Origin of the sequence: Niallia sp. FSL R7-0648 (assembly GCF_038007005.1) — a bacterium.
In the GTDB taxonomy this organism is placed as follows: domain Bacteria; phylum Bacillota; class Bacilli; order Bacillales; family Cytobacillaceae; genus Niallia; species Niallia circulans.
Genome location: NZ_JBBOWE010000001.1, coordinates 1,495,882 through 1,517,912, shown reverse-complemented (window position 1 = coordinate 1,517,912; position 22,031 = coordinate 1,495,882). Strand labels below are relative to the sequence as shown.

Sequence of the window (22,031 nt, the reverse complement as noted above, 5' to 3'; positions counted from 1 at the left end):
TATAATATGTAGCTTTTTATTGCAGTGCTTTTGGTAATTGTCCGTCTGGGCTGATTAAAGAGACAGAAAAGGTGTCAGTGAATATATCATTTGCCATTTGATCAACTTCTTCTTTTGTGACACGATCGATATCGGCAATGATATCATCTAAGGAACGGTGTTTACCTAATAAAAGTTCATTTTTACCATTTCTGCTCATGCGGCTATTAGTGCTCTCTAAGCTTAGCATCAAGCTGCCTTTTAACTGCTCTTTACTATTAAGAAGTTCCTTTTCGGTAATTCCTTCTTTTTTCAAGATAGCAAGCGTATTTTGAATGGTATCAAATAATTCATCTAGCTGCTTAGCTCCTGTACCTCCATAAATTGTTACTATTCCACTGTCTTGGTATGCGGAATGATAAGAAAATACAGAATAAGCTAAACCTTTTTGTTCACGTACATCTTGGAATAATCGACTACTCATACTGCCCCCAAGAATATTATTCAAAGAAACAAGTGTATACATTTTCTCATGCCCCACCTGCAACCCATTAAAACCTAAGCATAGATGTGCTTGCTCTGTTTCCTTTTTGCGTGAAAAATTATTGGCATGGAAAGAAGGCTTTACTAATTCTACTTCGGATTTACCGGCTTCATATGCCCCAAAGTATTTTTCTACTTCTGAAATAAACGATTCGGTAATATTCCCTGCGATCGAAATAACCGTATTCTCTGGTGTATAATGATTAAACATATACTCTCTTAGCGTATCTCCATTAAACGTAGCAAGTGTCTCTTCTGTTCCTAAAATCGGATAGCCAAGTGGATGTTTATCATAAATTGCCTGACTCAATAAATCATGAACAATATCATCAGGTGTATCATCATACATTTTAATCTCTTCACAGACAACATTTTTCTCTTTCTTTAATTCTTCCTCATCAAATGTCGAGTTAAAATACATATCTGCTAACACTTCTAACGCCATATCAGCATGTGTATCTAACACCTTTGCGTAATAACAAGTATATTCTTTTGAAGTAAAAGCATTTACCTGGCCGCCAATACTATCAAATGATTCTGCTATTTCTCTCGCACTACGTGTTTTTGTTCCTTTAAAAAACATATGCTCTAAAAAGTGAGATACCCCATTGTTTTTTTCATCTTCTTTGCGAGATCCTGTACCAATCCATACGCCAATAGCAACGGAACGTACTGTTGGAATATTTTCCAATACAATTCTTACTCCATTTTGGCAAGTATATCTTTTGATCAATTATGTTCCTCCTGTTCTTCTACCAAGTTGCAAAAAATAGCTGCGACTGCTAGTATATCTTATTCCTCTTATTTTTTCCAAAATATTGTTTTAATATAATGATAACATATCTCCGTTTTAAAAATGAAATAGCGAATAGTTCCTTTTAAAAGGACGGACAGCCTTTATTTTCCATTTCCTTTCATGTAGATGTTGTTTTTCTTCTATAAGAAGTAGCATCTAATAAAACGTTTTCTCCTTATAGAATACTATAAGATGAACCGAACTACTATTTTTTTGTTTTTATGCTTTCTCGCTCTTCACTAAGCATGTCGCTAACTGTATCGATTTTATATCCTTTATTTTTGATTTCGGTAATTAAACGTTCAAGGCTATTTGTAGTAACTTCCGTTGGATGCATAAGGATTAGAGCCCCATTATGGACCTTTCCTGTAACTCTTTTAAGCAATGTATCAGGACTTGGTTTTTGCCAATCAATCGTATCCACAGACCATATTACTGTTTTAAGCTTTTGTTGAGCGGCAATTTTCACTACTTCATTATTAAAATATCCACTTGGCGGTGCTAATAATGTGATTTGCTTACCAGTTGTAGCTTCAATGACATCATTTGTTTTTACGATTTCCTCATGAATTTTACTACTGCTAATTTTACTCATATCTGGATGGGTATAGGAATGATTTCCGAGTTCATGTCCTGCTTCTGCAATCATTTTAGCAAGATCTGGATTTTTCTGAACCCATCTGCCTTCCAAGAAAAAACTCGCCTTGACATGATGTTTTTTTAAGGTTGCTAGTATGTCAGGTAAAAATTCATTTCCCCATGCTACATTTATAATAAAGCTTACCATTTCTTTATCTGGATTTCCTTTATAAATAGGAGCAGGTGGCAAATCATTTAGTGTAACTTCTGGTTTCACTTGCTTAAAAATTAGTTTTTGTTCATTGAATTTCTTCTCTTTTTTCATATTCTTGTAAGAAGCATCAATATCCACAGTCAGCCCATTTAATCCAGGAATAGCTTTCCATACAGGATCTAGCTTGGCATCAATCGGCTTCTTTTCGTAGTCTTTTGCTTTCTCGCTTATCGTCGTATATAAAGAGTTATTTGCTGTCACTGAGACAGCGTTTTCTTGTAAAGTACTAACATATGTATCAGCCAACGGATTATTAACTAAAAACCAAGAGATGACCAGAATTCCTATAAGTGAAACTGTTTTTTTCATCACCTTTCCCTCCCTAGTTACTACCATATGATAGGAAAGGACAAGGTAGAACGCCGAATGACGGAGTTAGCTTATCCTTTTCCCCTATTATTTTGTTCAAAATGTTCCTTTTCATTCCATAAAAAAAATACCCGCTTAAAAACATGAGTCTTTTTTGGCGGGTACGCTTTATTATACTTTTATTAGTTTTTTGCATTCTCAGCTTGTTCTTTTTGTTCTTTCAAAACAGCTTTACGAGATAAATTTACTCTTCCTTGTTTATCAATTTCTGTTACTTTCACAAGGATTTCATCACCGATTGCTACTACATCTTCTACTTTGCCAATTCTTTCTTCAGCAAGCTCTGAAATATGAACAAGTCCATCTTTTCCATTGAAGATTTCAACGAACGCACCGAATTTCTCGATTCGTTTTACTTTACCAAGATACATTTGTCCAACAACAACTTCACGAACGATATCTTCGATAATTTGTTTTGCTTTGTTATTCATTTCATCATCGACAGAAGAAATGAATACTGTGCCATCTTGCTCAATATCAATTTTAACGCCAGTTTCTTCAATAATTTTATTGATTTGTTTACCACTTGGTCCAATAACATCACGAATTTTGTCTGGGTTGATGGACATCATTAAGATTTTTGGCGCATAAGAAGATAGTGATTCTCTAGGTGTATTGATTGTTGCCAGCATCGATTCAAGAATTTGCATGCGGCCAATCTTAGCTTGCTGTAATGCTTCTTCTAAAATTTCACGAGACAATCCATCAATTTTAATATCCATTTGAAGTGCCGTTACCCCTTTAGAAGTACCAGCTACTTTAAAGTCCATATCTCCTAGATGATCTTCCATCCCTTGAATATCTGTTAAAATACTGTAATGTTCACCAGATTTAATCAGTCCCATTGCAATACCAGCAACCGGTGCTTTAATTGGCACCCCAGCATCCATCATAGCAAGGGTACTTGCACAAATACTAGCCTGTGAAGTTGAACCATTGGATTCTAATACTTCTGATACAAGGCGAATCGTATATGGGAAATCTTTTTCAGAAGGGATAATTGGTTCTAATGCTCTTTCCCCTAGTGCACCATGACCGATTTCTCTTCGTCCAGGTCCACGCATTGGTCCTGTTTCACCAACACTAAAATTAGGGAAATTATAGTGATGCATGAATCTTTTTTCTTCTTCTACCCCAAGACCATCCAGTATTTGCACATCTCCTAAAGCACCTAATGTACAAATACTTAATGCTTGAGTTTGTCCACGAGTAAATAGACCTGAACCGTGTGTTCTCGGTAATAAATGCACTTCAGAAGATAGTGGACGAATTTCTTCCAAGCCACGTCCATCTGGACGAACCTTGTCTTCTGTAATAAGACGACGAACTTCATTTTTCACTAATTTATCTAAAATAGCTTTCACTTGTTTTAAATCTTCTTCTTCTGTTTCTTCTGCTTCATATTTTGCAATGACAGAATCTTTTACTTCTTTAATAGCTGCTTCACGAGCATGCTTTTCTTGTACACGAATAGCATCTAGCATTTCGCTTTCACATAATGCGCGCACATCTGCTTCGATGTCTTTATTTAATTCGTATAGTACAACTTCCATTTTTTCTTTGCCAATCTCTTCTGCAATTTTTTCTTGGAATGCAATTAGGCGTTTAATCTCATCATGTCCAAACATAATTGCTTCAAGCATTACTTCTTCTGGAACTTCATCGGCACCAGCTTCAACCATGTTGATTGCATCTTTTGTACCTGCAACAGCAAGGTTAATATCACTTTTTTCTGCTTGCTCAACCGTTGGATTGATGACAAATTCTCCATCGATTCTTCCAACATAAACACCAGCAATTGGTCCCCCAAATGGAATATCAGAAACAGATAATGCTAATGACGATCCAAACATTGCGGCCATTTCTGATGTACAATCTTGATCCACGCTCATTACTAAGCTGACTACCTGCACTTCATTACGGAAGCCATCTGCAAATAATGGTCGAATTGGTCGATCGATTAAGCGGCTTGCAAGGATTGCTCTTTCACTTGGGCGGCCTTCTCTTTTAATGAAACCGCCGGGAATTTTACCAACCGCATATAGACGCTCTTCATAATTTACTGTTAATGGAAAGAAGTCTAAGTTCTTTGGTTCTTTTGAAGCAGTTGCTGTGCTTAATACAGCCGTATCACCGTATCGTACAAGTACTGCACCATTTGCCTGTTTTGCTAATTGTCCAATTTCAACTGTGAGCTTTCTTCCAGCCCAGTCAATGGAATAGACATGCTTATCTTGTCCCATTCATAAACCCCTCTCTACTCATTCACTTCATGGAGGTTTCCGGTTAAGAACTACCTAAAACCTGCGTTATTTTATAAAATAAAAAATATTATCCTTAAATTTCTCTTCTACTAGTATACACATTTTATATAACTAAAAAACGAAATTAATTTATGTAATCTATACTAATCATATGTTAAATTCGCATTTATTTACAATAAAAAAGCGGGAAAAATATCCCGCTTTTTTTAACTATCTACGTAGACCAAGTTTGTTAATTAAAACACGGTAACGTTGAACGTCTTTATTACGTAGGTAAGTTAAAAGATTACGACGTCTACCTACCATTTTCAAAAGACCACGACGTGAGTGATGATCCTTTTTATGTGTACGTAAATGTTCATTCAAATTATTGATTGACTCAGTAAGGACAGCGATTTGAACTTCTGGAGATCCAGTATCGTTCTCATGCGTTTTGTACTCATTGATAAGTTCGTTTTTACGTTCTTGAGTGATTGCCATCCTGTTTCACCTCCTAATTCTATTACACTAATCCCCAATTACCGAGCAAAACGTTGGTGATTCGATTTTGCCAAGCAAAGGTTGTTTTTAGTACGTCTTTAAGAATAACTGTTTTCTTTGGAAAAATCAAGACATAACCTTTTATTTTTTTATAAACAAAGAACATAAAAATAGAATCTGAAAAAACTTCATCTTATTGTATTTCTAGCCAGTCCTGCTATTCATTAGTTTCTTTCCATTTTTTATTAGGATATATTTTTTAGTATATCCTAATCTTTTTAGAAATATTCAGGTTACTTTTCTTTTTTCTTATCGTGCCTTTTCATAAAAATATTGTAAGGCGGTTTGCTTGTCTTTTTCAATTTGGGCTACTAGTTCATCTATGCCATTGAATTTTTGTTCGCTTCTAATTCGTTTATGCCATTCAACGATTACGGAATGACCATAAATATCTTGATGAAAGTCAAAAATATGGACTTCGATACTAATTTTTTTTTCATCAGGCTGGAAGGTTGGTTTTGTACCGAGGTTACATACACCCTCATACCATTGATCATTGACAAAGAATCGTACTGCATATACACCTAACGGCGGCAAAATGACATCGCTAGTTGATTTCACATTTGCAGTAGGAAAACCAATCGTTCTACCACGTTTGTCGCCATGGATGACCGTACCATTTACTGAATAGTATCTACCTAAAAGAGCAGGTACCTTTTCCATTTCGCCATTATTTATAAGAGAGCGAATTAAAGTAGAACTTACTTTCTCACCTCCAAAGGTCTCTTTCCCAATAATTGTTGTTTTGTATTTACCTCGTGAATGTATAGAAAGAGTCTCAGCTGTTCCTTGAGCTTTCTTTCCATAAGTGTAATCAAAACCAGCTACTACATGTTTCACATTTAAACCAATTAAATACAAATCAACGAATTCTTGAGGAGGTAAGCTAGCAAACTCAATCGTAAAATCGACAATAAATAAATAATCGATTCCCAAGTTTGCTAATTGTTCTACTTTCGCTTCAAAAGATGTTAAGTAATCTACTTTTTTTGTTTTTCCACCTAATACGATAGAAGGATGGGGGTCAAATGTCATCACCGCACTGCTCCATCCATTTTCATCTGCCACTCTTTTCGCTTCGCCAATGACCTTTTGATGGCCAAGATGAACTCCGTCAAAGGAACCTAATGCTATAGAAATTGGCGGATTATCATGCTCTTTATTTCGTTCTGAATGGTTTATTCTTACTATCTTCACTGTGCTACTCACCTTTTCTAACAAATTTCTTTTTTTCTCATTTGTCGTTAAACTTTCTTTCAAGGTGAACGAGAGCATCAATGGTTACTCCAAGATTTTTAATATTTTGGACGGTTTGATTAATCCTTGTTTTGCTGGATGCTGAACATATATAGCTAACGCTTCACCTGTTGTTGTTTGAATGACAATTGGTTCCTGTTCATTTAGTAGATGAGCAGGAGTTTCTAATACCGTTCCGTTTCGTACCTTCATTGCTAATGTATCATTTATTTCATATTTCGGCAAATGTAAAAGCGCGTCTTCAAGCGGATAAATAAAGTTTTTCAGCTTCCCATTTTCTACATATTCCTCTAGTTCTTCAAATGTTACACACTCTTGTTTCGTAAAGGCTGCAGAACGTGTCCGGCACAAGTCTGACATATGGGCAGGATACCCTAATTTTTCTCCAATCATAACAGCAAGTGTGCGAATATAGGTACCTTTACTACAGCTTACTTTAAAACGAAAAGATACGGTATCTCCCTGTAACACTTGCCATTCTTCGATTAATTCTAAGGAGTAAATGTTTACTTGCCTAGAAGGACGGTCAATCACAATCCCTTGTCTAGCATATTCATAAAGCCTTTTCCCATTTACTTTAACAGCAGAATACATGGGTGGTGTTTGTGTGATTTCTCCTGTTAGCTCTCGTAAAATCGCTTCTATTCTATCTCGCGTAATAATTTCCGCTACTTTTTTCTCCTCGACCTTTTCGCCAGAACGATCTTCTGTTGTTGTAGAGTACCCTATCGTTACCTCTCCTACATATTCTTTTCCTGCGTCTGTTATATATTCAGCTACTTTTGTTGCTCTTCCTAAACAAATTGGTAATACACCCGTTACATCCGGATCCAATGTTCCAGTATGACCGACTCGTTTCATATGTAAAATCTTCCGCAAACGAAAAACACAATCATGGGAAGTAAGCCCCTTAGGCTTCCATAACGGTAAAATCCCTTCCATATACCTCATCCTTTATTCATTTTATGGAAAAAAACGCTTAATCTTGAGTCCTCAATTGTAATATAATTTAAAAGTCTTTTGACTCCTGCTGGAATTGAGGGAAATCCACAGGCATAGCCGAGGAGACTCCTATCTGTCCAGCAGAAAAGCAAGTTCCTGGAGCGGAATTCAACGGGCTCCATTTCCACCGCTTATAAAAAAACTCCTATCGCCCATCCATAAGTATCATGGAAAAAGTCCGATAGGAGCAAGTTTATGTTACATCATTATCTTTCGTCATCACTGGACGGATTTTCTTTTGCGATTTGATGCAATAATGTATCAATTCTATTTCCGTAATCTATCGACTCATCAAATTCAAACGTAATTTCAGGCGTTTTGCGTAAACGAATTCTTTGTCCAATTTCAGAACGGATAAATCCTTTCGCTTTTGCCAGCCCTTTTAGTGTATTTTCCCGTTGCTCTTGGTCGCCAAGTACAGAAATATACACAGTTGCTTGTTGAAGGTCACCAGTAACATTAACATCTGTAACTGTTACGAAACCAATGCGAGGATCCTTTATCTTACGGCTAATAATCTCGCCTAGTTCCTTCTTCATTTGTTCACCAACACGATTTGGTCTTAGACTCATCGCGCAATTCACCTCATTTTTTTTAAAGCCATTCTATATCTGTTATGGTTCTCTCTATTTCAGGAAAAGAATCAATAAACTGCTGTGTCTGCTGCAGTACACCTTCAGCTGAAACTCGCGCAGAAGCAACGGTAACAACAGCAATTTTTGTTCTTTGCCAAGTATCTTGATACCCGACTTCTGAAATAGAGATATTAAATCTTTGCTTTAAGCGGGTCATAATTCTTTGCAGAACCGCCCGCTTTTCTTTTAATGAGTGGGCATCATAAATAATGCATTCCACTGACATTAATCCAACAATCATTTACGCTCAATTTCTTCCATTACATATGCTTCGATAATATCGCCTTCTTTAACATCGTTAAAGTTTTTGATGGTAATACCACATTCGTAACCTTGAGCCACTTCTTTTGCATCGTCCTTGAAACGTTTTAATGCATCGATTTCCCCTTCGAAAATAACAACACCATCACGAATCAAACGAATACCGCTGTCTCTTGTAATTTTCCCGTCCGTTACATAAGAACCTGCAATGGTACCGATTTTAGAAACCTTGAATGTTTGACGAATTTCCGCTTGACCAATAATCTTTTCTTGGAACTCAGGATCAAGCATCCCTTTCATCGCTGCTTCAATTTCTTCAATAACCTTATAGATAATACGGTGTAAGCGTACATCTACTTCTTCAGCATCTGCGGCTCTTTTTGCGTTTACGTCTGGACGTACGTTAAATCCAATTACAATCGCATTTGATGCTGCAGCAAGGGTAATATCGGATTCGTTAATCGCCCCTACACCTGTATGGATGATTTTTACGTTTACGCCTTCTACTTCGATTTTATAAAGAGCAGCTGCTAACGCTTCTGCTGAACCTTGAACATCGGCTTTAAGAACGATATTAATATCTTTCATTTCCCCTTGTTTCATATGTTCAAACAGGTTGTCTAAGCTAATTCTTGTTTTTTCAGATCTTTGCGCTTGAATCGCTTGCGTGGAACGAGCTTCCCCGATTTGTCTTGCGGTTTTCTCGTCTTTGAAAACAACAAAACGATCACCAGCTTGAGGAACATCGTTTAACCCAGTGATTTCAACTGGTGTTGATGGTCCTGCTGTTTTAACTCGGCGGCCAAGATCATTAACCATTGCACGAACACGACCAAATGTGTTCCCAACTACAATCGGATCCCCAATATGCAATGTACCATTTTGTACAAGCAATGTTGCTACCGAACCTTTTCCTTTATCTAATTGTGCTTCAATAACAGTACCAACTGCATTACGGTCTGGATTTGCTTTATACTCTTCTACTTCTCCTACTAAAAGAATCATTTCAAGCAGAGAGTCAATACCTTCACCTGTTAAAGCGGAAAGTGGAACAAAGATAGTATCCCCACCCCAAGCTTCAGGTACTAATCCATGTTCTGTTAATTCTTGCATTACGCGATCTGGATTAGCGGTTGGTTTATCCATTTTATTAACAGCAACGATAATTGGAACCTCAGCTGCTTTGGCATGGTTGATTGCTTCAATTGTTTGTGGCATAACACCATCATCAGCAGCAACAACAAGGATAGTGATATCAGTGATTTTCGCACCACGTGCACGCATTGTAGTAAAAGCTGCGTGTCCAGGTGTATCAAGGAAAGTAATTTTCTTGCCATTCTCCTCAATTTGGTATGCACCAATATGCTGGGTAATACCACCAGCTTCTCCTGCTGTTACTTTCGTATTACGTATGCTGTCAAGCAATGTTGTTTTCCCGTGGTCAACGTGTCCCATAATGGTCACAACAGATGGACGCTCTACTAATTCTGCGCCTTCTTCATCTGCAAAGTATACTTCTAGGTCTGTCGTATCGATTTGGATTTCCTCTTCGACCTCTACACCATAATCTGTACAGATTAATTCAATTGCATCTTTATCTAATTCTTGGTTGATTGTTGCCATCACACCAAGAAGGAATAATTTTTTGATGATTTCAGATGGTTCACGATGCAATTTCTTTGCTAATTCAGCAACGGTTAAAGACTCACTGAATGTAATTTTCTCTGGTAATTCTTTTTCCTTTTTCGGAGCTGGCGGTGCAGCTGGAGCAGTATTCTGCTTCCCTTTACGATTGTTGTTTCTATTTTTATTGTTGTTATTATTATTATTATTTTTTGGTTTGTTAAAACCTGGCTTATTATCTTTAGTATTTTTCACAGATTGATTTACTTTCCCCTTTTCAGCCATTTCATCGCTTTCTTTTTCATACTCGTCCGCGATATTTTTAGCAGCCACTTTTGCAGCTGGCGCTTTTGGCTTATTTTCTTCGTTCTTTTTATTATATATGCTATCTAATTTTTTTACTGCGTCCTCTTCCAGTGTAGTCATATGGTTTGAGACTTCTATGTTCATCTCTTTTAATTTTGCAATAACATCCTTGCTTGAAATGTTATATTTTTTTGCGTATTCGTATACTCGCACTTTACTCATCATTTCACCCCCGCTAGAATTAATCGAGCAGCGTTAAAAGTTTTTTTGCAAATCCATTATCCAAAACAGCGACAACCACTCGTTGTTCTTTCCCTATTGCTTTACCTAGGATTTCCCGATTTGAAACAAGCTTCACTGGTACTTTATAGGAACGACATTTATCAGTGATTTTCTTTGTCGTGTTTTGTGACGCATCTTCCGACAATAATATTAGCTTTGCATTACCGCTTCTAATTTCTTTAACGGTCAATTCCTCACCTGAGGTTATTTTCCGTGCTCGATTTGCTAAGCCAAGTAATGACATCCACTTGTTATCGTTCATTTGGATTGTCTTTGCTCCTTATCTATTAGTTCTAACAGCTCGTCATAAACTGTATCATCTACAGTAACTTCAAGCTGGCTAGAAAGAATATTCTTCTTCTTGGCTAATAGTACTGCTTCTTTATCCAATGAGAGATATGCTCCTCGACCAGATTTTTTTCCTGTTAAATCGACGGATACAACCCCTTCTTTGGAACGAACGATGCGAACTAGTTCTTTCTTCGGCTTCATTTCACCAGTAGCAACACACTTACGCATTGGTACTTTTCTTGGTTTGTTCACACACATTCACCTCTATCACTCGAAATCTTCTGTGTTTAAGCGGAAATCATCCTCTTCTTCTACTTCATCATCAAACTTAATCAATGAATTTTCAGTAGGATAAATTCCAGCTTCTCTTGCTTCTGACTCGGATTTGATATCAATTTTCCAGCCTGTCAGCTTTGCTGCCAGACGTGCATTTTGACCTCGCTTTCCGATAGCCAGCGACAACTGATAATCAGGAACAATAACCGTTGTTGCTTTATCTTCTTCGTTTACAATAACTTCTAAGACCTTTGAAGGACTAAGAGCATTTGCAACGAAAACAGTAGGGTCACTTGACCACTTAACAATATCAATCTTTTCCCCTTTTAGCTCATTAACAATCGTCTGTACACGAGTTCCTTTTGGCCCTACACATGAACCTACTGGATCTACCTCTTCGTTCTCAGAATGAACGGAAATCTTAGAACGATCTCCCGCTTCACGGGCAACTGATTTTATTTCAACTGTACCATCATAAATTTCCGGTACTTCCATCTCGAATAATCTTTTAAGTAGCCCAGGATGTGTTCTAGACACAAAGATTTGGGGACCTTTTGTTGTCTTTTCCACTTTTGTCAGGAAAACTTTGATGCGATCATGCGGTTTATAATGCTCATTCGGCATTTGTTCATTTGTAGGTAAAATCGCTTCAATTTTGCCTAAGCTGACGTAAATAAATTTACTGTCTTGGCGTTGAACAATGCCTGTCATGATATCTTCTTCGCGATCAATAAATTCAGAATAAATAATTCCTCTTTCTGCTTCGCGAACTCTTTGTGTTACTACTTGTTTAGCAGTTTGTGCCGCAATTCTGCCAAAGTCTTTTGGCGTTACTTCCAACTCTACTACATCTTCCACTTCATAGTTCGGATTAATTCTTTGTGCATCTTCTAAAGAAATTTCAAGACGTGGGTCAAACACCTCATCTACTACTTCTTTTCTAGCAAATACACGCATAGACCCAGCACCTAGATTCAAATCAATTCGTACATTTTGTGCTTGGTTAAAATTACGACGGTAAGCAGAAATCAAAGCTGCTTCCATGGCATCCATGATCACTTCACGTGATATTCCTTTTTCTTTTTCAAGTAACACTAGAGCATCAACTAATTCACTGCTCATGAGCGTGTATCCCCCTTTATTCTCTTTTATGAAAAATTATAATGATCGATTACAAAAGACATTTCATCGATTCTTTATACATTATGAAAAACTAACTGCGAGTCTTGCTTTTGCCACTTTTTCGTACGGTATCACAATTGTTTTCTTTCTAGTTTTAATTTTCACTTCAACTGTTACTGTTTTACCATCAAAAGCTGTTAAAACTCCTTCGAATGTTTTTTCCTTTTCAATCGGTTCATATGTTTTAATATAGACATTTTTCCCAATCGCTTTTTCGAAGTCTTTGTCTTTTTTTAATGGTCGCTCTGCTCCAGGTGAAGAAACCTCAAGAAAATAGTTTTCTGAAATCGGATCGACTTCATCTAACTTCTCACTAAGTTTTTCACTAACGACTGCACATTCATCAATATCTACACCTGTATCTTTGTCAATATATACCCGTAAAAACCAGTTTGGTCCCTCTTTTACATATTCGACATCTACTAATTCTAAGTGTAGTTCATCTAAAATAGGATGTACCATTTCTTCGACTATTTCTGTTACTTTGCTCAAAATTTTTCCCTCCTTAAGCAAGGAACCTTATTATGTTTTTAGAGTCAACTTAGCAGCCTGAAATATGTACTCTTTGTTGCTCATCCATTAAATCAGCGATACCCTTTCCTTTGATTTTAGGAAAAAAACCCTAATACAAACAGGAAAGAGTGGGTTGCCCCACTCTCCATTCGCGAAAGTTATCCTTAGTATTTCCAAATAAACTATACCATAACCACTTCATTTATGCAAATGAAAGTCCGTAGTTTCAAGGTTTCTTCTCTTATTAAGAAAGAGTTTTAGAATAAAGAAAGCTGGTTTTGATCTGGCATATCAGCTAAGCAACCATGATTCTCTAGATATTGCATAATTGTTTTTGATACTTTTCCACGTTGCTGTAAATCCTCTTTTGATAAGAATTCACCATCTTTTCTTGCTTCTACAATATTAATGGCAGCATTTGTCCCAAGTCCAGGAATACTGTTAAATGGCGGGATAAGAGAGTTTCCTTCAATAATAAATTCAGTAGCACTTGATTTATATAAGTCCACTTTCTTAAATGTGTATCCTCTTTCTACCATTTCAAAAGCAAGCTCCATTACCGTTAATAAGTTTTTCTCTTTCGTTGATGCATCTAACCCTTTTGCCGTAATATCATCGATTACTGCTTTAATACTATGGGATCCTTTTACCATTGCATCAATATCAAAATCATCGGCGCGAACGGTAAAATAAGCTGCATAATATAATAGGGCATGATGCACTTTAAAATAGGCAATTCTTACTGCCATTAAGACGTATGCCGCAGCATGGGCTTTAGGAAACATGTATTTTATTTTTTTACAAGAATCAATATACCATTCTGGTACTTCATTCTTTCTCATTTCCTCTTCCATTTCATCTGTAAGGCCTTTTCCTTTACGCACGCTTTCCATAATCTTGAAAGCGAAACTTGGATCAAGGCCTTGATATATCAAATAAACCATAATATCATCACGACATCCGATTACTTCACTTAAGTTACAAATATTATTATGAATAAGTTCTTGTGCATTTCCTAGCCATACATCTGTACCATGGGACAAACCAGAAATCTGTACTAATTCAGAAAAAGTTGTCGGCTTTGTATCTTCTAACATTTGTCGAACAAATTTTGTTCCAAATTCAGGGATACCAAATGTTCCCGTTTTGCAATAAATTTGTTCTGGTGTTACTCCAAGGGACTCGGTACCACTGAATATTTTCATTACTTCAGGATCATCTGTTGGAATGGTCTTTGGATCAATTCCACTTAAATCTTGAAGCATTCTAATAACAGTTGGATCATCGTGCCCTAGAATATCAAGCTTTAGAACATTGTCATGGATGGAATGGAAATCAAAATGGGTTGTTTTCCATTCAGAATTCCGATCATCTGCCGGAAATTGAATTGGCGTAAAATCGTAGACATCCATATAGTCTGGTATTACAATGATTCCCCCTGGATGCTGCCCGGTTGTACGTTTAACCCCAGTACATCCAGATGCTAATCGATCAATTTCTGCTCCGCGAATTTGTAAATTATTATCATTTTGATATGCCTTTACATAGCCGTATGCTGTTTTATCCGCAACTGTACCAATTGTACCTGCGCGATACACATACTCTTCACCAAAGAGCACTTTTGTATAGTTATGCGCTTTTGGCTGATATTCACCAGAAAAGTTCAAATCAATATCGGGAACCTTATCTCCTTTAAATCCTAGGAAAGTTTCAAATGGAATATCGTGACCATCTTTCTTCAAGCGAGCCCCACAGTTAGGACAATTTTTATCTGGCAAGTCAAAGCCAGATCCAACCGAACCATCGTTAAAAAACTCCGAGTATTTACATTCCGCACAAATATAATGTGGCGGCAATGGATTAACCTCGGTAATCTCTGTCATAGTAGCAACAAAGGAAGAACCAACAGATCCACGCGAACCTACTAGGTATCCATCATCTAACGACTTTTTCACGAGCTTATGGGAAATCAAATAAATTACGGCAAATCCATGACCGATGATACTTTTTAGTTCCTTTTCTAAGCGTGCTTCTACGATTTCAGGTAATTCATCACCATAAATACGTCTAGCCATGCCATAGCTCATTTCCCGCATCTCTTCTTCCGATCCTTCAATTTTCGGTGTATAAAGATCATCTTTGATTGGTTTAATAACATCAATCATATCGGCAATTTTATTAGTATTTGTTACAACTATCTCTTTTGCCTTTTCTTTTCCAAGGAAGCCGAAGCAGTCCAGCATTTCATTTGTTGTACGGAAATGGACATCTGGAAGCTTATGGCGATTAAGCGGATTCGCTCCACCTTGTGAACCGACTAGAATTTCTCGATAGATTTTATCGTTAGGATTCAGATAATGAACATTCCCGGTCGCAACCACTGGTATATCTAATTTATCCCCAAGTTTTACGATATTACCAATTATTTCTTCTAAGGCTTTTTCATCTTGTACTAACTCCATTTCAATTAAATGAGCGTACACCTCTTTTGGCATTACTTCTAAATAATCATAAAATGGCGCAATATCTTCTACTTCTTCTGGAGCCTTCTGCATCATTGCTTCAAAGACTTCCCCTTTATCACAAGCTGATCCTACTAACAAACCTTCCCGGTATTTTTGCAAGACTGATCTCGGAATACGAGGAACCCGATAGAAATAATTAATATGTGCAATCGAAACGAGTTTAAAGAGATTTTTAAGCCCTACCTCATTTTGCGCTAGCACTGTACAATGATATGGTCTTGCCCTTTGATAGGCATTTCCTTGTCCCATATTATCATTTAATTGATTATGATTGGTGATGCCCCTTTCAGCAGCATCTTTCAACATTTTTAAAGCGAGATATCCAGTCGCCTCAGCATCATAAATGGCGCGGTGATGCTGAGTTAATTCGATATCAAATTTTTTCGCGAGTGTATTTAAACGATGATTTTTCATTTCTGGATATAAAAATCTACCCAGTTCCAATGTATCAATGACCGCATTTGTCGATTTAGGCAGTCCTGCCTTCTGATAGCCGACATTCAAAAAGCCGACATCAAAGGATGCATTATGAGCAACTAAAATACTATCGCCTGTCCAATCCGCAAACTTGCGTAAGACAATATCAATTTCTGGTGCGCTTTCTACCATATCATCAGTAATACCTGTTAAATTAATGGTTGTCGCAGAAAGACGATGATGTGGATTGGCAAAAGATTCAAATCGATCGATAATTTCTCCATTATGGATTTTCACTGCCGCCAGTTCAATAATCGTGTTATATACAGCCGAAAGTCCAGTTGTTTCTACGTCGAATACTACATAAGTCGCATCCTCTAAATCGATATCCTTTGGATTATAAGCTATTGGTACACCGTCATCTACTAGATTCATTTCTACGCCGTAAAGAATTTTAACGTCATTTTTCTTTCCAGCACCAAAAGCTTCCGGGAATGATTGCGCAACAGCATGATCCGTGATAGCAATTGCTTTATGTCCCCATTTTTTCGCTTGGCCGACAAGAGTTGCGACAGATGAAACTGCATCCATTTGACTCATTGGTGTATGAAGATGCAACTCAACTCGTTTTTCATCCTCTTTAGCGGTATCCTTCCGCTCAACAGGCTTAATTTCATTTAAGTCATTTCCTATCATCACTAAATCGCGAACGAATGTATCATTTTGAATGCTTCCGCGCGCTCTAAGCCACATACCTTTTTTTACCAATTGAAAAAGAGCTGCATCCTCTTTGTCACGAGAGAACATTTTGACAAGGATAGAGCTTGTATAATCTGTTATTTTAAAGGTTAATAGCGTTCGTCCACTGCGCAGCTCTTTTGTTTCTGCAAAGAAGACATATCCTTGAATCGTAACACGTCTTTCTTCATCGACAATCTCTTCCATACGACGATAATCGCTATCATCCTTGATCGTTAAGCCAATTGTTAATGGACCACTTGGGATTGGCGAATCACCAGCTTCTTTTTCAGCTTCCATCTTCTGAATATCTAATAAAGCTTGTTTTCCTCTTTCCTCATCCTCTTTTTGCTTCGCAAGCAAGAATTGCTCATAATCTGAATTTGATTTTTCTGCTGCTATCTCTGTGTCTAAACTCATTGCAGGAAAACCAAAATATTGATAAGCGTCTGTAATTAAGTTCGCGTATTTACGCTTAATCGCTAAGCCTTCCATTTCATTTCTAACCTGAATTGTCAGCTTATTGCCATTTAATTGCGGCACTTGTTCATTTAATAGTTTTAATAACGGTGGAGAAATTCCTTGCATCTCCTCTATACACGCAGACCAATAGTCTCGAATTAATACATCTGTAACAATTCCATTTCTTACTCGAATATCATACGTAATAGTAGCAATATGAGAAAAACTACTTTTTAACTTGGCAGTAAATAATTGATAGACTTGAAATGGAATGATATCATCAAACAAAAAATGAAAATGCCACTTTTTGGACCGTTTTTCGACAACAATTTTTTCTATACTTGCGTTGCGAAAATGGGAAATATATGAATCATCCGTTAATTGCAATTGTTGTAGCAAAATCTGGAAACGATCTACTTTCCCCTGTATATCACTCATTTATGTCGCTCCTTCCAATCTTGCTTAATTTCTATAAAAAATATTATATCACAGAAATAAATTGTTCTTTTCCTTAATGCAGTTTAGCATACAATCTAAGCTACAAAAAGAAAAAGATTTAGCCGATTGCTAAACCTTTTTCTTTTATCCTGTTTTCGCTTATCCTGCTACTTGTGTTAAGCGGAGAATCGTAGCAGCAAGCTCACTTTCATGTACTTCCAGCATTTCTCCTGTACTTCTGACTTTCACTTCTACGATGCCTTCTCCTGCTTTTTTCCCGACAGTGACGCGAATTGGTAAACCAATTAAATCAGAATCAGCAAATTTCACGCCTGCACGCTCAGCACGGTCATCTACTAATACATCAAAACGATTAGCCTTTAATGCTGCATATAATTTTTCGGATAACTCATTTTGTGTGTCATCTTTTGTATTTACAGTAATTAAATGAATATCAAATGGCGCTACAGCATTTGGCCATACAATCCCTCTGTCATCATTAAATTGCTCCACTATCGCTGCCATCGTTCTTGACACACCAATTCCATAGCAACCCATAATAAGTGCTTGACTTCTGCCGTTTTCATCTAAATAGGTCGCACCCATTGCTTCACTATATCGAGTACCAAGCTTAAAGACATGGCCTACTTCAATGCCCTTAGCAAAAGTAATCGTGCCTTTTCCATCTGGTGAAAGGTCACCTTCTTGAATAAATCGAATATCCGCATATTGATCGACAGTAAAATCACGATCAGGATTCACATTCACATAGTGGTAATTTTCTTGGTTTGCTCCGCAAACACCGTTTACAATTGCTTTCACAGCATGATCTGCAATTACTTCAACATCTTTCACGTTAATTGGACCGATTGAGCCAACCTTGCTTCCTAGCACTTCTTCCGTATCTGCATGATCTGCTAATTCTACTACATTTGCTTCTAAAAGGTTCTTCACCTTAATATCATTTACTTCGTGGTCTCCTCGAACTAATACTAGAACAAACTTCTCATCAACTTTAAATAAAAGAGATTTGATACATTTTTCTGCTGCTACGTTTAAGAAAGAAGAAACTTCTTCAATTGTTTTTTGTTCTTTTGTTTCTACTTTTTCTAATTCTTTAGCAGGCTCGTCCGTTTTATCATAGGAATTAATAACTGGAGCCATTTCAATATTTGCAGCATAATTGGATTCCGTTGAGTACGCAATCGTATCTTCTCCAACATCAGATAATACCATGAATTCATGCGTATCCTTTCCGCCCATTGCGCCACTATCTGCAATAACTGCCCGATAGTTTAAGCCGCAGCGCTCAAATATATTGCAATAAGCTTGGAAAATTGAGTCATAAACTTCTCCTAAGCTTTCATGCGAAGAATGGAAGCTGTAGGCATCTTTCATAATAAACTCTCTGCCGCGCAAAATTCCAAAACGTGGTCTTTTCTCATCTCTGAATTTCGTTTGGATTTGATAAAGCGTTAATGGCAAGCGTTTATAAGATTTCACTTCATCACGAACTAAACTAGTTATCACTTCTTCATGTGTGGCCCCAAGAGCAAATTCTCGACTATTACGGTCTTTTAAACGCATTAATTCGGGTCCATAAGTAAACCATCTGCCGGATTCTTGCCATAATTCCGCTTGCTGCAATGCAGGCATTAATAACTCCACTCCACCAGCTGCATCCATTTCTTCACGAATAATTTGTTCAATTTTCTTTATTACTTTGTTTGCTAGTGGCAAATAAGAATAGATACCACTTGCATTTTGTCTAATATATCCAGCTCTTAATAAGAGCTGATGGCTTTTAATATCTGCATCTGCTGGTACTTCTCTTAATGTTGGAATTAACATTTTACTTTGCTTCATCTATCATTGCACCTCTATTATTTATGTTGTTATTAAGTTGTTATGGTGAGATATGTTTTACATCTTTGAGTTGAGTGTCTTGTGCTGCCGCCAACTGCCTCATGCCTATTATCAAAAAAGAGTTTCCTGACAAAACAACATTCCCCTTACAATAAGGGGAATGAAAAGTATCCTACTGTATAAAAAATCGTTGGATATCATTCCAAGTGACGACAATCATCAATAACATGAGTAAGGCAAATCCAATAAAATGAACGATGCCCTCTTTTTGCCGGTCAATTGGTTTACCGCGAACCGCTTCAATAGCAAAAAACAATAGTCGCCCACCGTCTAATGCAGGTAACGGAAGAAGATTCATAATGCCTAAGTTAATACTTAAAACAGCCGCCCAATTCATTAAGGAATAGACACCTGATTGAGCAACCGTATCGGTTGATTGATAAATGGCAACAGGACCACCTAAAGCATCAATCGAAAATTGACCGGTTACTAGTTTACCAACTGCTCCAAAAATTTCCTTTGTCCAATTATAGGTTTGTGCTGCACCAAATTGGATAGACTTTAATGGCGATTTTTCCATTGGGCTATATACACCAACTAACCCAATTGTTTTTCCATCTACTTCTGTTTCCTTTGGTGTTACGTCAATTGTCATTTCTTGTCCATTACGATCGATTAAAAATTCTAGGTTCTCTCCCGGACTTTTTTGAATAATGGAAACAACTTCTTCCCAAGAACCTACAGATTGTCCGTCAATGCTGATGACATTATCGCCTTCATGCAGGCCTGCACTAATTGCAACTCCATCATCTGTTAACTTACCAAGCTTTGCTTCATTTGAAGGAATTCCTTGTATTAACGCAATCACAATAAAAATAAGAAAAGCTAACACAAAGTTCATGGCCGGACCTGCAAAAATAGCAAGTGTGCGCTGCCATAGTGACTTACTGGCAAATTGGCGATCATATGGTGCAATTTGCGTTTCGATTCCATTTTCAACAAAAACAGCATCTTTTCTTACAGAAAAAACGAGGAGATTATCTTCATTGTCTTCCTCTACATATCCTTTTACAAAAAGCTTATGTTCTAAATCAGCATCCTCTACATTAATAACACGAGCATTCGGATACTTTTCTTTATTGTTAATGATAATTTTCGTTACTTCTTCTTTATCATTAAGGATTAAGCCGATGCGATGACCAGGTTTAATATCAACCATTTCTGGATCTTCTCCAGCCATCCGCACATAACCGCCAATTGGCAGAAGACGAATCGTATAAACAGTTTCTCCCTTTTTTAAAGAAAGAACTTTAGGCCCCATTCCAATGGCGAATTCACGACATAAAATGCCCGCACGCTTAGCTAATACGAAATGCCCTAATTCGTGGAAAAAAACTAACGCACCAAAAATGATGATAAAAGCTATAACTGTATACAAAATTTTTAACCACCTTTTTATAGAAGTGTGCTTACTCTTTTTCTTGTTTCTAAGTCAATCTCTTGGATCACTTCAAGACTAGGGTTTAGTATATTCTGATGACTATTTAGTGCTTTTTCGATTAAATCTTCAATTTGTAGAAAGCTAATTTCTTGATTTAAGAATTTTTGTACTGCCACTTCATTCGCTGCATTTAATACTGTTGGTAAAGTTCCACCTGCTTTTCCAGCCTCAAAAGCAAAATGAAGACATCTAAATCTCTCTAAGTCCATAGGCTGAAAATGCAATTTTCCAATCGCAGCTAAATCTAATTTTTTCCCATTTGCTGCAGCTAGACGCTCTGGAAACGAAAGAGCATATTGAATGGGTATTCGCATATCTGGAGTACCTAATTGTGCGATTACACTACTATCATGGAATTCTACCATTGAATGAATGATACTTTCTTTATGTAGTAATACATCTATTTTCTCATATGGAAGCCCAAATAACCAGTGCGCTTCAATTACTTCTAAACCCTTATTCATCATTGTCGCCGAATCAATCGTAATTTTCGCACCCATTGACCAATTTGGATGATTTAAAGCGTCATCCACTGTCACCTGCTCTAACTCTTTTCTACTAAGATCGCGGAAACTTCCTCCAGAGGCAGTAATAATAAGGCGCTCAATATTTTTCGGGTTTTCCCCTTGTAAACATTGAAAAATAGCAGAATGCTCACTATCAACTGGTAATACAGGAACATTATATTTTGCAGCTGCATCCATTACAATATGTCCTGCAGTAACTAATGTTTCCTTATTTGCAATCGCTATAACCTTTCCCGCTTCAATTGCTTGTAACGTTGGATGTAAACCAACACTACCGATTACTGCATTTACCAGAATATCAGCTTTATCAAAAACGGCTGCTTCTATTAATCCATCCAATCCATAGCTAAAACATATATCTGGGAAGATTTGTTTTAATTGCTCATAATCTTTTTTTTCTGCAACAGATACAAGCTGCGGTCTAAATTCTTGAATGATCTTTCTGGTTAATTCTATATTTTTTCCTGATGAAAAGGCAACTAATTCAAACATATCTGGATGACTTTTAATAACATCCAAAGTTTGCATTCCAATCGATCCTGTCGCCCCTAGCAAACTAATATACTTCACTACCTCACTCCTACA

The 22,031-nt window shown here is 37.0% G+C and carries 17 protein-coding genes; all 17 read right to left on the bottom strand.

The window, feature by feature from the left end:
- Positions 1-16 precede the first annotated feature (16 nt).
- Complete coding sequence (locus NSQ89_RS07110) at positions 17-1,255, bottom strand: M16 family metallopeptidase (protein ID WP_047940045.1); 1,239 nt, start codon at positions 1,253-1,255, stop codon at positions 17-19.
- A 268-nt stretch (positions 1,256-1,523) separates the two neighbouring features.
- Positions 1,524-2,480, bottom strand: a complete 957-nt coding sequence (locus tag NSQ89_RS07105) for a polysaccharide deacetylase family protein (RefSeq protein WP_047940044.1) — start codon at positions 2,478-2,480, stop codon at positions 1,524-1,526.
- A 182-nt stretch (positions 2,481-2,662) separates the two neighbouring features.
- The gene (pnp, locus tag NSQ89_RS07100) at positions 2,663-4,783 is read right to left on the bottom strand and encodes a polyribonucleotide nucleotidyltransferase (RefSeq protein WP_047940043.1); all 2,121 of its coding nucleotides are present in this window, start codon (positions 4,781-4,783) and stop codon (positions 2,663-2,665) included.
- Between the two features lie 231 nt (positions 4,784-5,014).
- A complete protein-coding gene (gene rpsO / locus NSQ89_RS07095) occupies positions 5,015-5,284 on the bottom strand; it encodes a 30S ribosomal protein S15 (protein WP_016201171.1) in 270 nt (89 codons plus the stop codon).
- A gap of 309 nt (positions 5,285-5,593) precedes the next feature.
- A complete protein-coding gene (gene ribF / locus NSQ89_RS07090) occupies positions 5,594-6,541 on the bottom strand; it encodes a bifunctional riboflavin kinase/FAD synthetase (RefSeq protein WP_095319979.1) in 948 nt (315 codons plus the stop codon).
- Between the two features lie 84 nt (positions 6,542-6,625).
- On the bottom strand, positions 6,626-7,543 hold the full coding sequence (gene truB / locus NSQ89_RS07085) for a tRNA pseudouridine(55) synthase TruB (protein ID WP_047940042.1): 918 nt from the start codon (positions 7,541-7,543) through the stop codon (positions 6,626-6,628).
- Positions 7,544-7,809: 266 nt separating this feature from the next.
- A complete protein-coding gene (gene rbfA / locus NSQ89_RS07080) occupies positions 7,810-8,175 on the bottom strand; it encodes a 30S ribosome-binding factor RbfA (RefSeq protein ID WP_047940040.1) in 366 nt (121 codons plus the stop codon).
- A gap of 22 nt (positions 8,176-8,197) precedes the next feature.
- The gene (locus NSQ89_RS07075) at positions 8,198-8,479 is read right to left on the bottom strand and encodes a DUF503 domain-containing protein (protein WP_047940039.1); all 282 of its coding nucleotides are present in this window, start codon (positions 8,477-8,479) and stop codon (positions 8,198-8,200) included.
- Positions 8,476-10,650 (bottom strand): translation initiation factor IF-2, encoded by a 2,175-nt coding sequence (gene infB, locus NSQ89_RS07070; protein ID WP_047940038.1) that lies wholly within the window; start codon positions 10,648-10,650, stop codon positions 8,476-8,478. The genes NSQ89_RS07075 and infB overlap by 4 nt, the downstream gene beginning before the upstream one ends.
- 19 nt (positions 10,651-10,669) lie before the next feature.
- On the bottom strand, positions 10,670-10,972 hold the full coding sequence (locus tag NSQ89_RS07065) for a YlxQ family RNA-binding protein (protein ID WP_016201165.1): 303 nt from the start codon (positions 10,970-10,972) through the stop codon (positions 10,670-10,672).
- Positions 10,969-11,253 (bottom strand): RNase P modulator RnpM, encoded by a 285-nt coding sequence (gene rnpM, locus NSQ89_RS07060; RefSeq protein ID WP_047940037.1) that lies wholly within the window; start codon positions 11,251-11,253, stop codon positions 10,969-10,971. Before rnpM ends, NSQ89_RS07065 begins: the two co-directional genes overlap by 4 nt.
- 15 nt (positions 11,254-11,268) lie before the next feature.
- Complete coding sequence (nusA, locus tag NSQ89_RS07055; RefSeq protein ID WP_047940036.1) at positions 11,269-12,399, bottom strand: transcription termination factor NusA; 1,131 nt, start codon at positions 12,397-12,399, stop codon at positions 11,269-11,271.
- A gap of 81 nt (positions 12,400-12,480) precedes the next feature.
- Positions 12,481-12,954, bottom strand: coding sequence for a ribosome maturation factor RimP (gene rimP / locus NSQ89_RS07050; protein ID WP_172866010.1), 474 nt, complete (start codon positions 12,952-12,954; stop codon positions 12,481-12,483).
- Positions 12,955-13,229: 275 nt separating this feature from the next.
- Positions 13,230-17,552, bottom strand: a complete 4,323-nt coding sequence (locus tag NSQ89_RS07045) for a PolC-type DNA polymerase III (protein WP_047940034.1) — start codon at positions 17,550-17,552, stop codon at positions 13,230-13,232.
- Positions 17,553-17,711: 159 nt separating this feature from the next.
- Positions 17,712-19,418 (bottom strand): proline--tRNA ligase, encoded by a 1,707-nt coding sequence (locus tag NSQ89_RS07040; protein ID WP_095257539.1) that lies wholly within the window; start codon positions 19,416-19,418, stop codon positions 17,712-17,714.
- 172 nt (positions 19,419-19,590) lie between these two features.
- Positions 19,591-20,856, bottom strand: coding sequence for an RIP metalloprotease RseP (gene rseP / locus NSQ89_RS07035; protein ID WP_047940032.1), 1,266 nt, complete (start codon positions 20,854-20,856; stop codon positions 19,591-19,593).
- A gap of 17 nt (positions 20,857-20,873) precedes the next feature.
- Entirely contained in the window at positions 20,874-22,016 is a 1,143-nt protein-coding gene (gene dxr / locus NSQ89_RS07030; protein WP_047940031.1) for a 1-deoxy-D-xylulose-5-phosphate reductoisomerase, read from the bottom strand.
- Between the last annotated feature and the right edge of the window lie 15 nt (positions 22,017-22,031).

Bases quoted from the DNA above. Each gene is read 5' to 3' on its own strand.
- NSQ89_RS07105 (WP_047940044.1), bottom strand. From the start codon at position 2,480: ATGAAAAAAACAGTTTCACTTATAGGAATTCTGGTCATCTCTTGGTTT.
- pnp (WP_047940043.1), bottom strand. From the start codon at position 4,783: ATGGGACAAGATAAGCATGTCTATTCCATTGACTGGGCTGGAAGAAAG.
- rpsO (WP_016201171.1), bottom strand. From the start codon at position 5,284: ATGGCAATCACTCAAGAACGTAAAAACGAACTTATCAATGAGTACAAA.
- truB (WP_047940042.1), bottom strand. From the start codon at position 7,543: ATGGAAGGGATTTTACCGTTATGGAAGCCTAAGGGGCTTACTTCCCAT.
- rbfA (WP_047940040.1), bottom strand. From the start codon at position 8,175: ATGAGTCTAAGACCAAATCGTGTTGGTGAACAAATGAAGAAGGAACTA.
- NSQ89_RS07075 (WP_047940039.1), bottom strand. From the start codon at position 8,479: ATGATTGTTGGATTAATGTCAGTGGAATGCATTATTTATGATGCCCAC.
- infB (WP_047940038.1), bottom strand. From the start codon at position 10,650: ATGAGTAAAGTGCGAGTATACGAATACGCAAAAAAATATAACATTTCA.
- NSQ89_RS07065 (WP_016201165.1), bottom strand. From the start codon at position 10,972: ATGAACGATAACAAGTGGATGTCATTACTTGGCTTAGCAAATCGAGCA.
- nusA (WP_047940036.1), bottom strand. From the start codon at position 12,399: ATGAGCAGTGAATTAGTTGATGCTCTAGTGTTACTTGAAAAAGAAAAA.
- NSQ89_RS07045 (WP_047940034.1), bottom strand. From the start codon at position 17,552: ATGAGTGATATACAGGGGAAAGTAGATCGTTTCCAGATTTTGCTACAA.
- NSQ89_RS07040 (WP_095257539.1), bottom strand. From the start codon at position 19,418: ATGAAGCAAAGTAAAATGTTAATTCCAACATTAAGAGAAGTACCAGCA.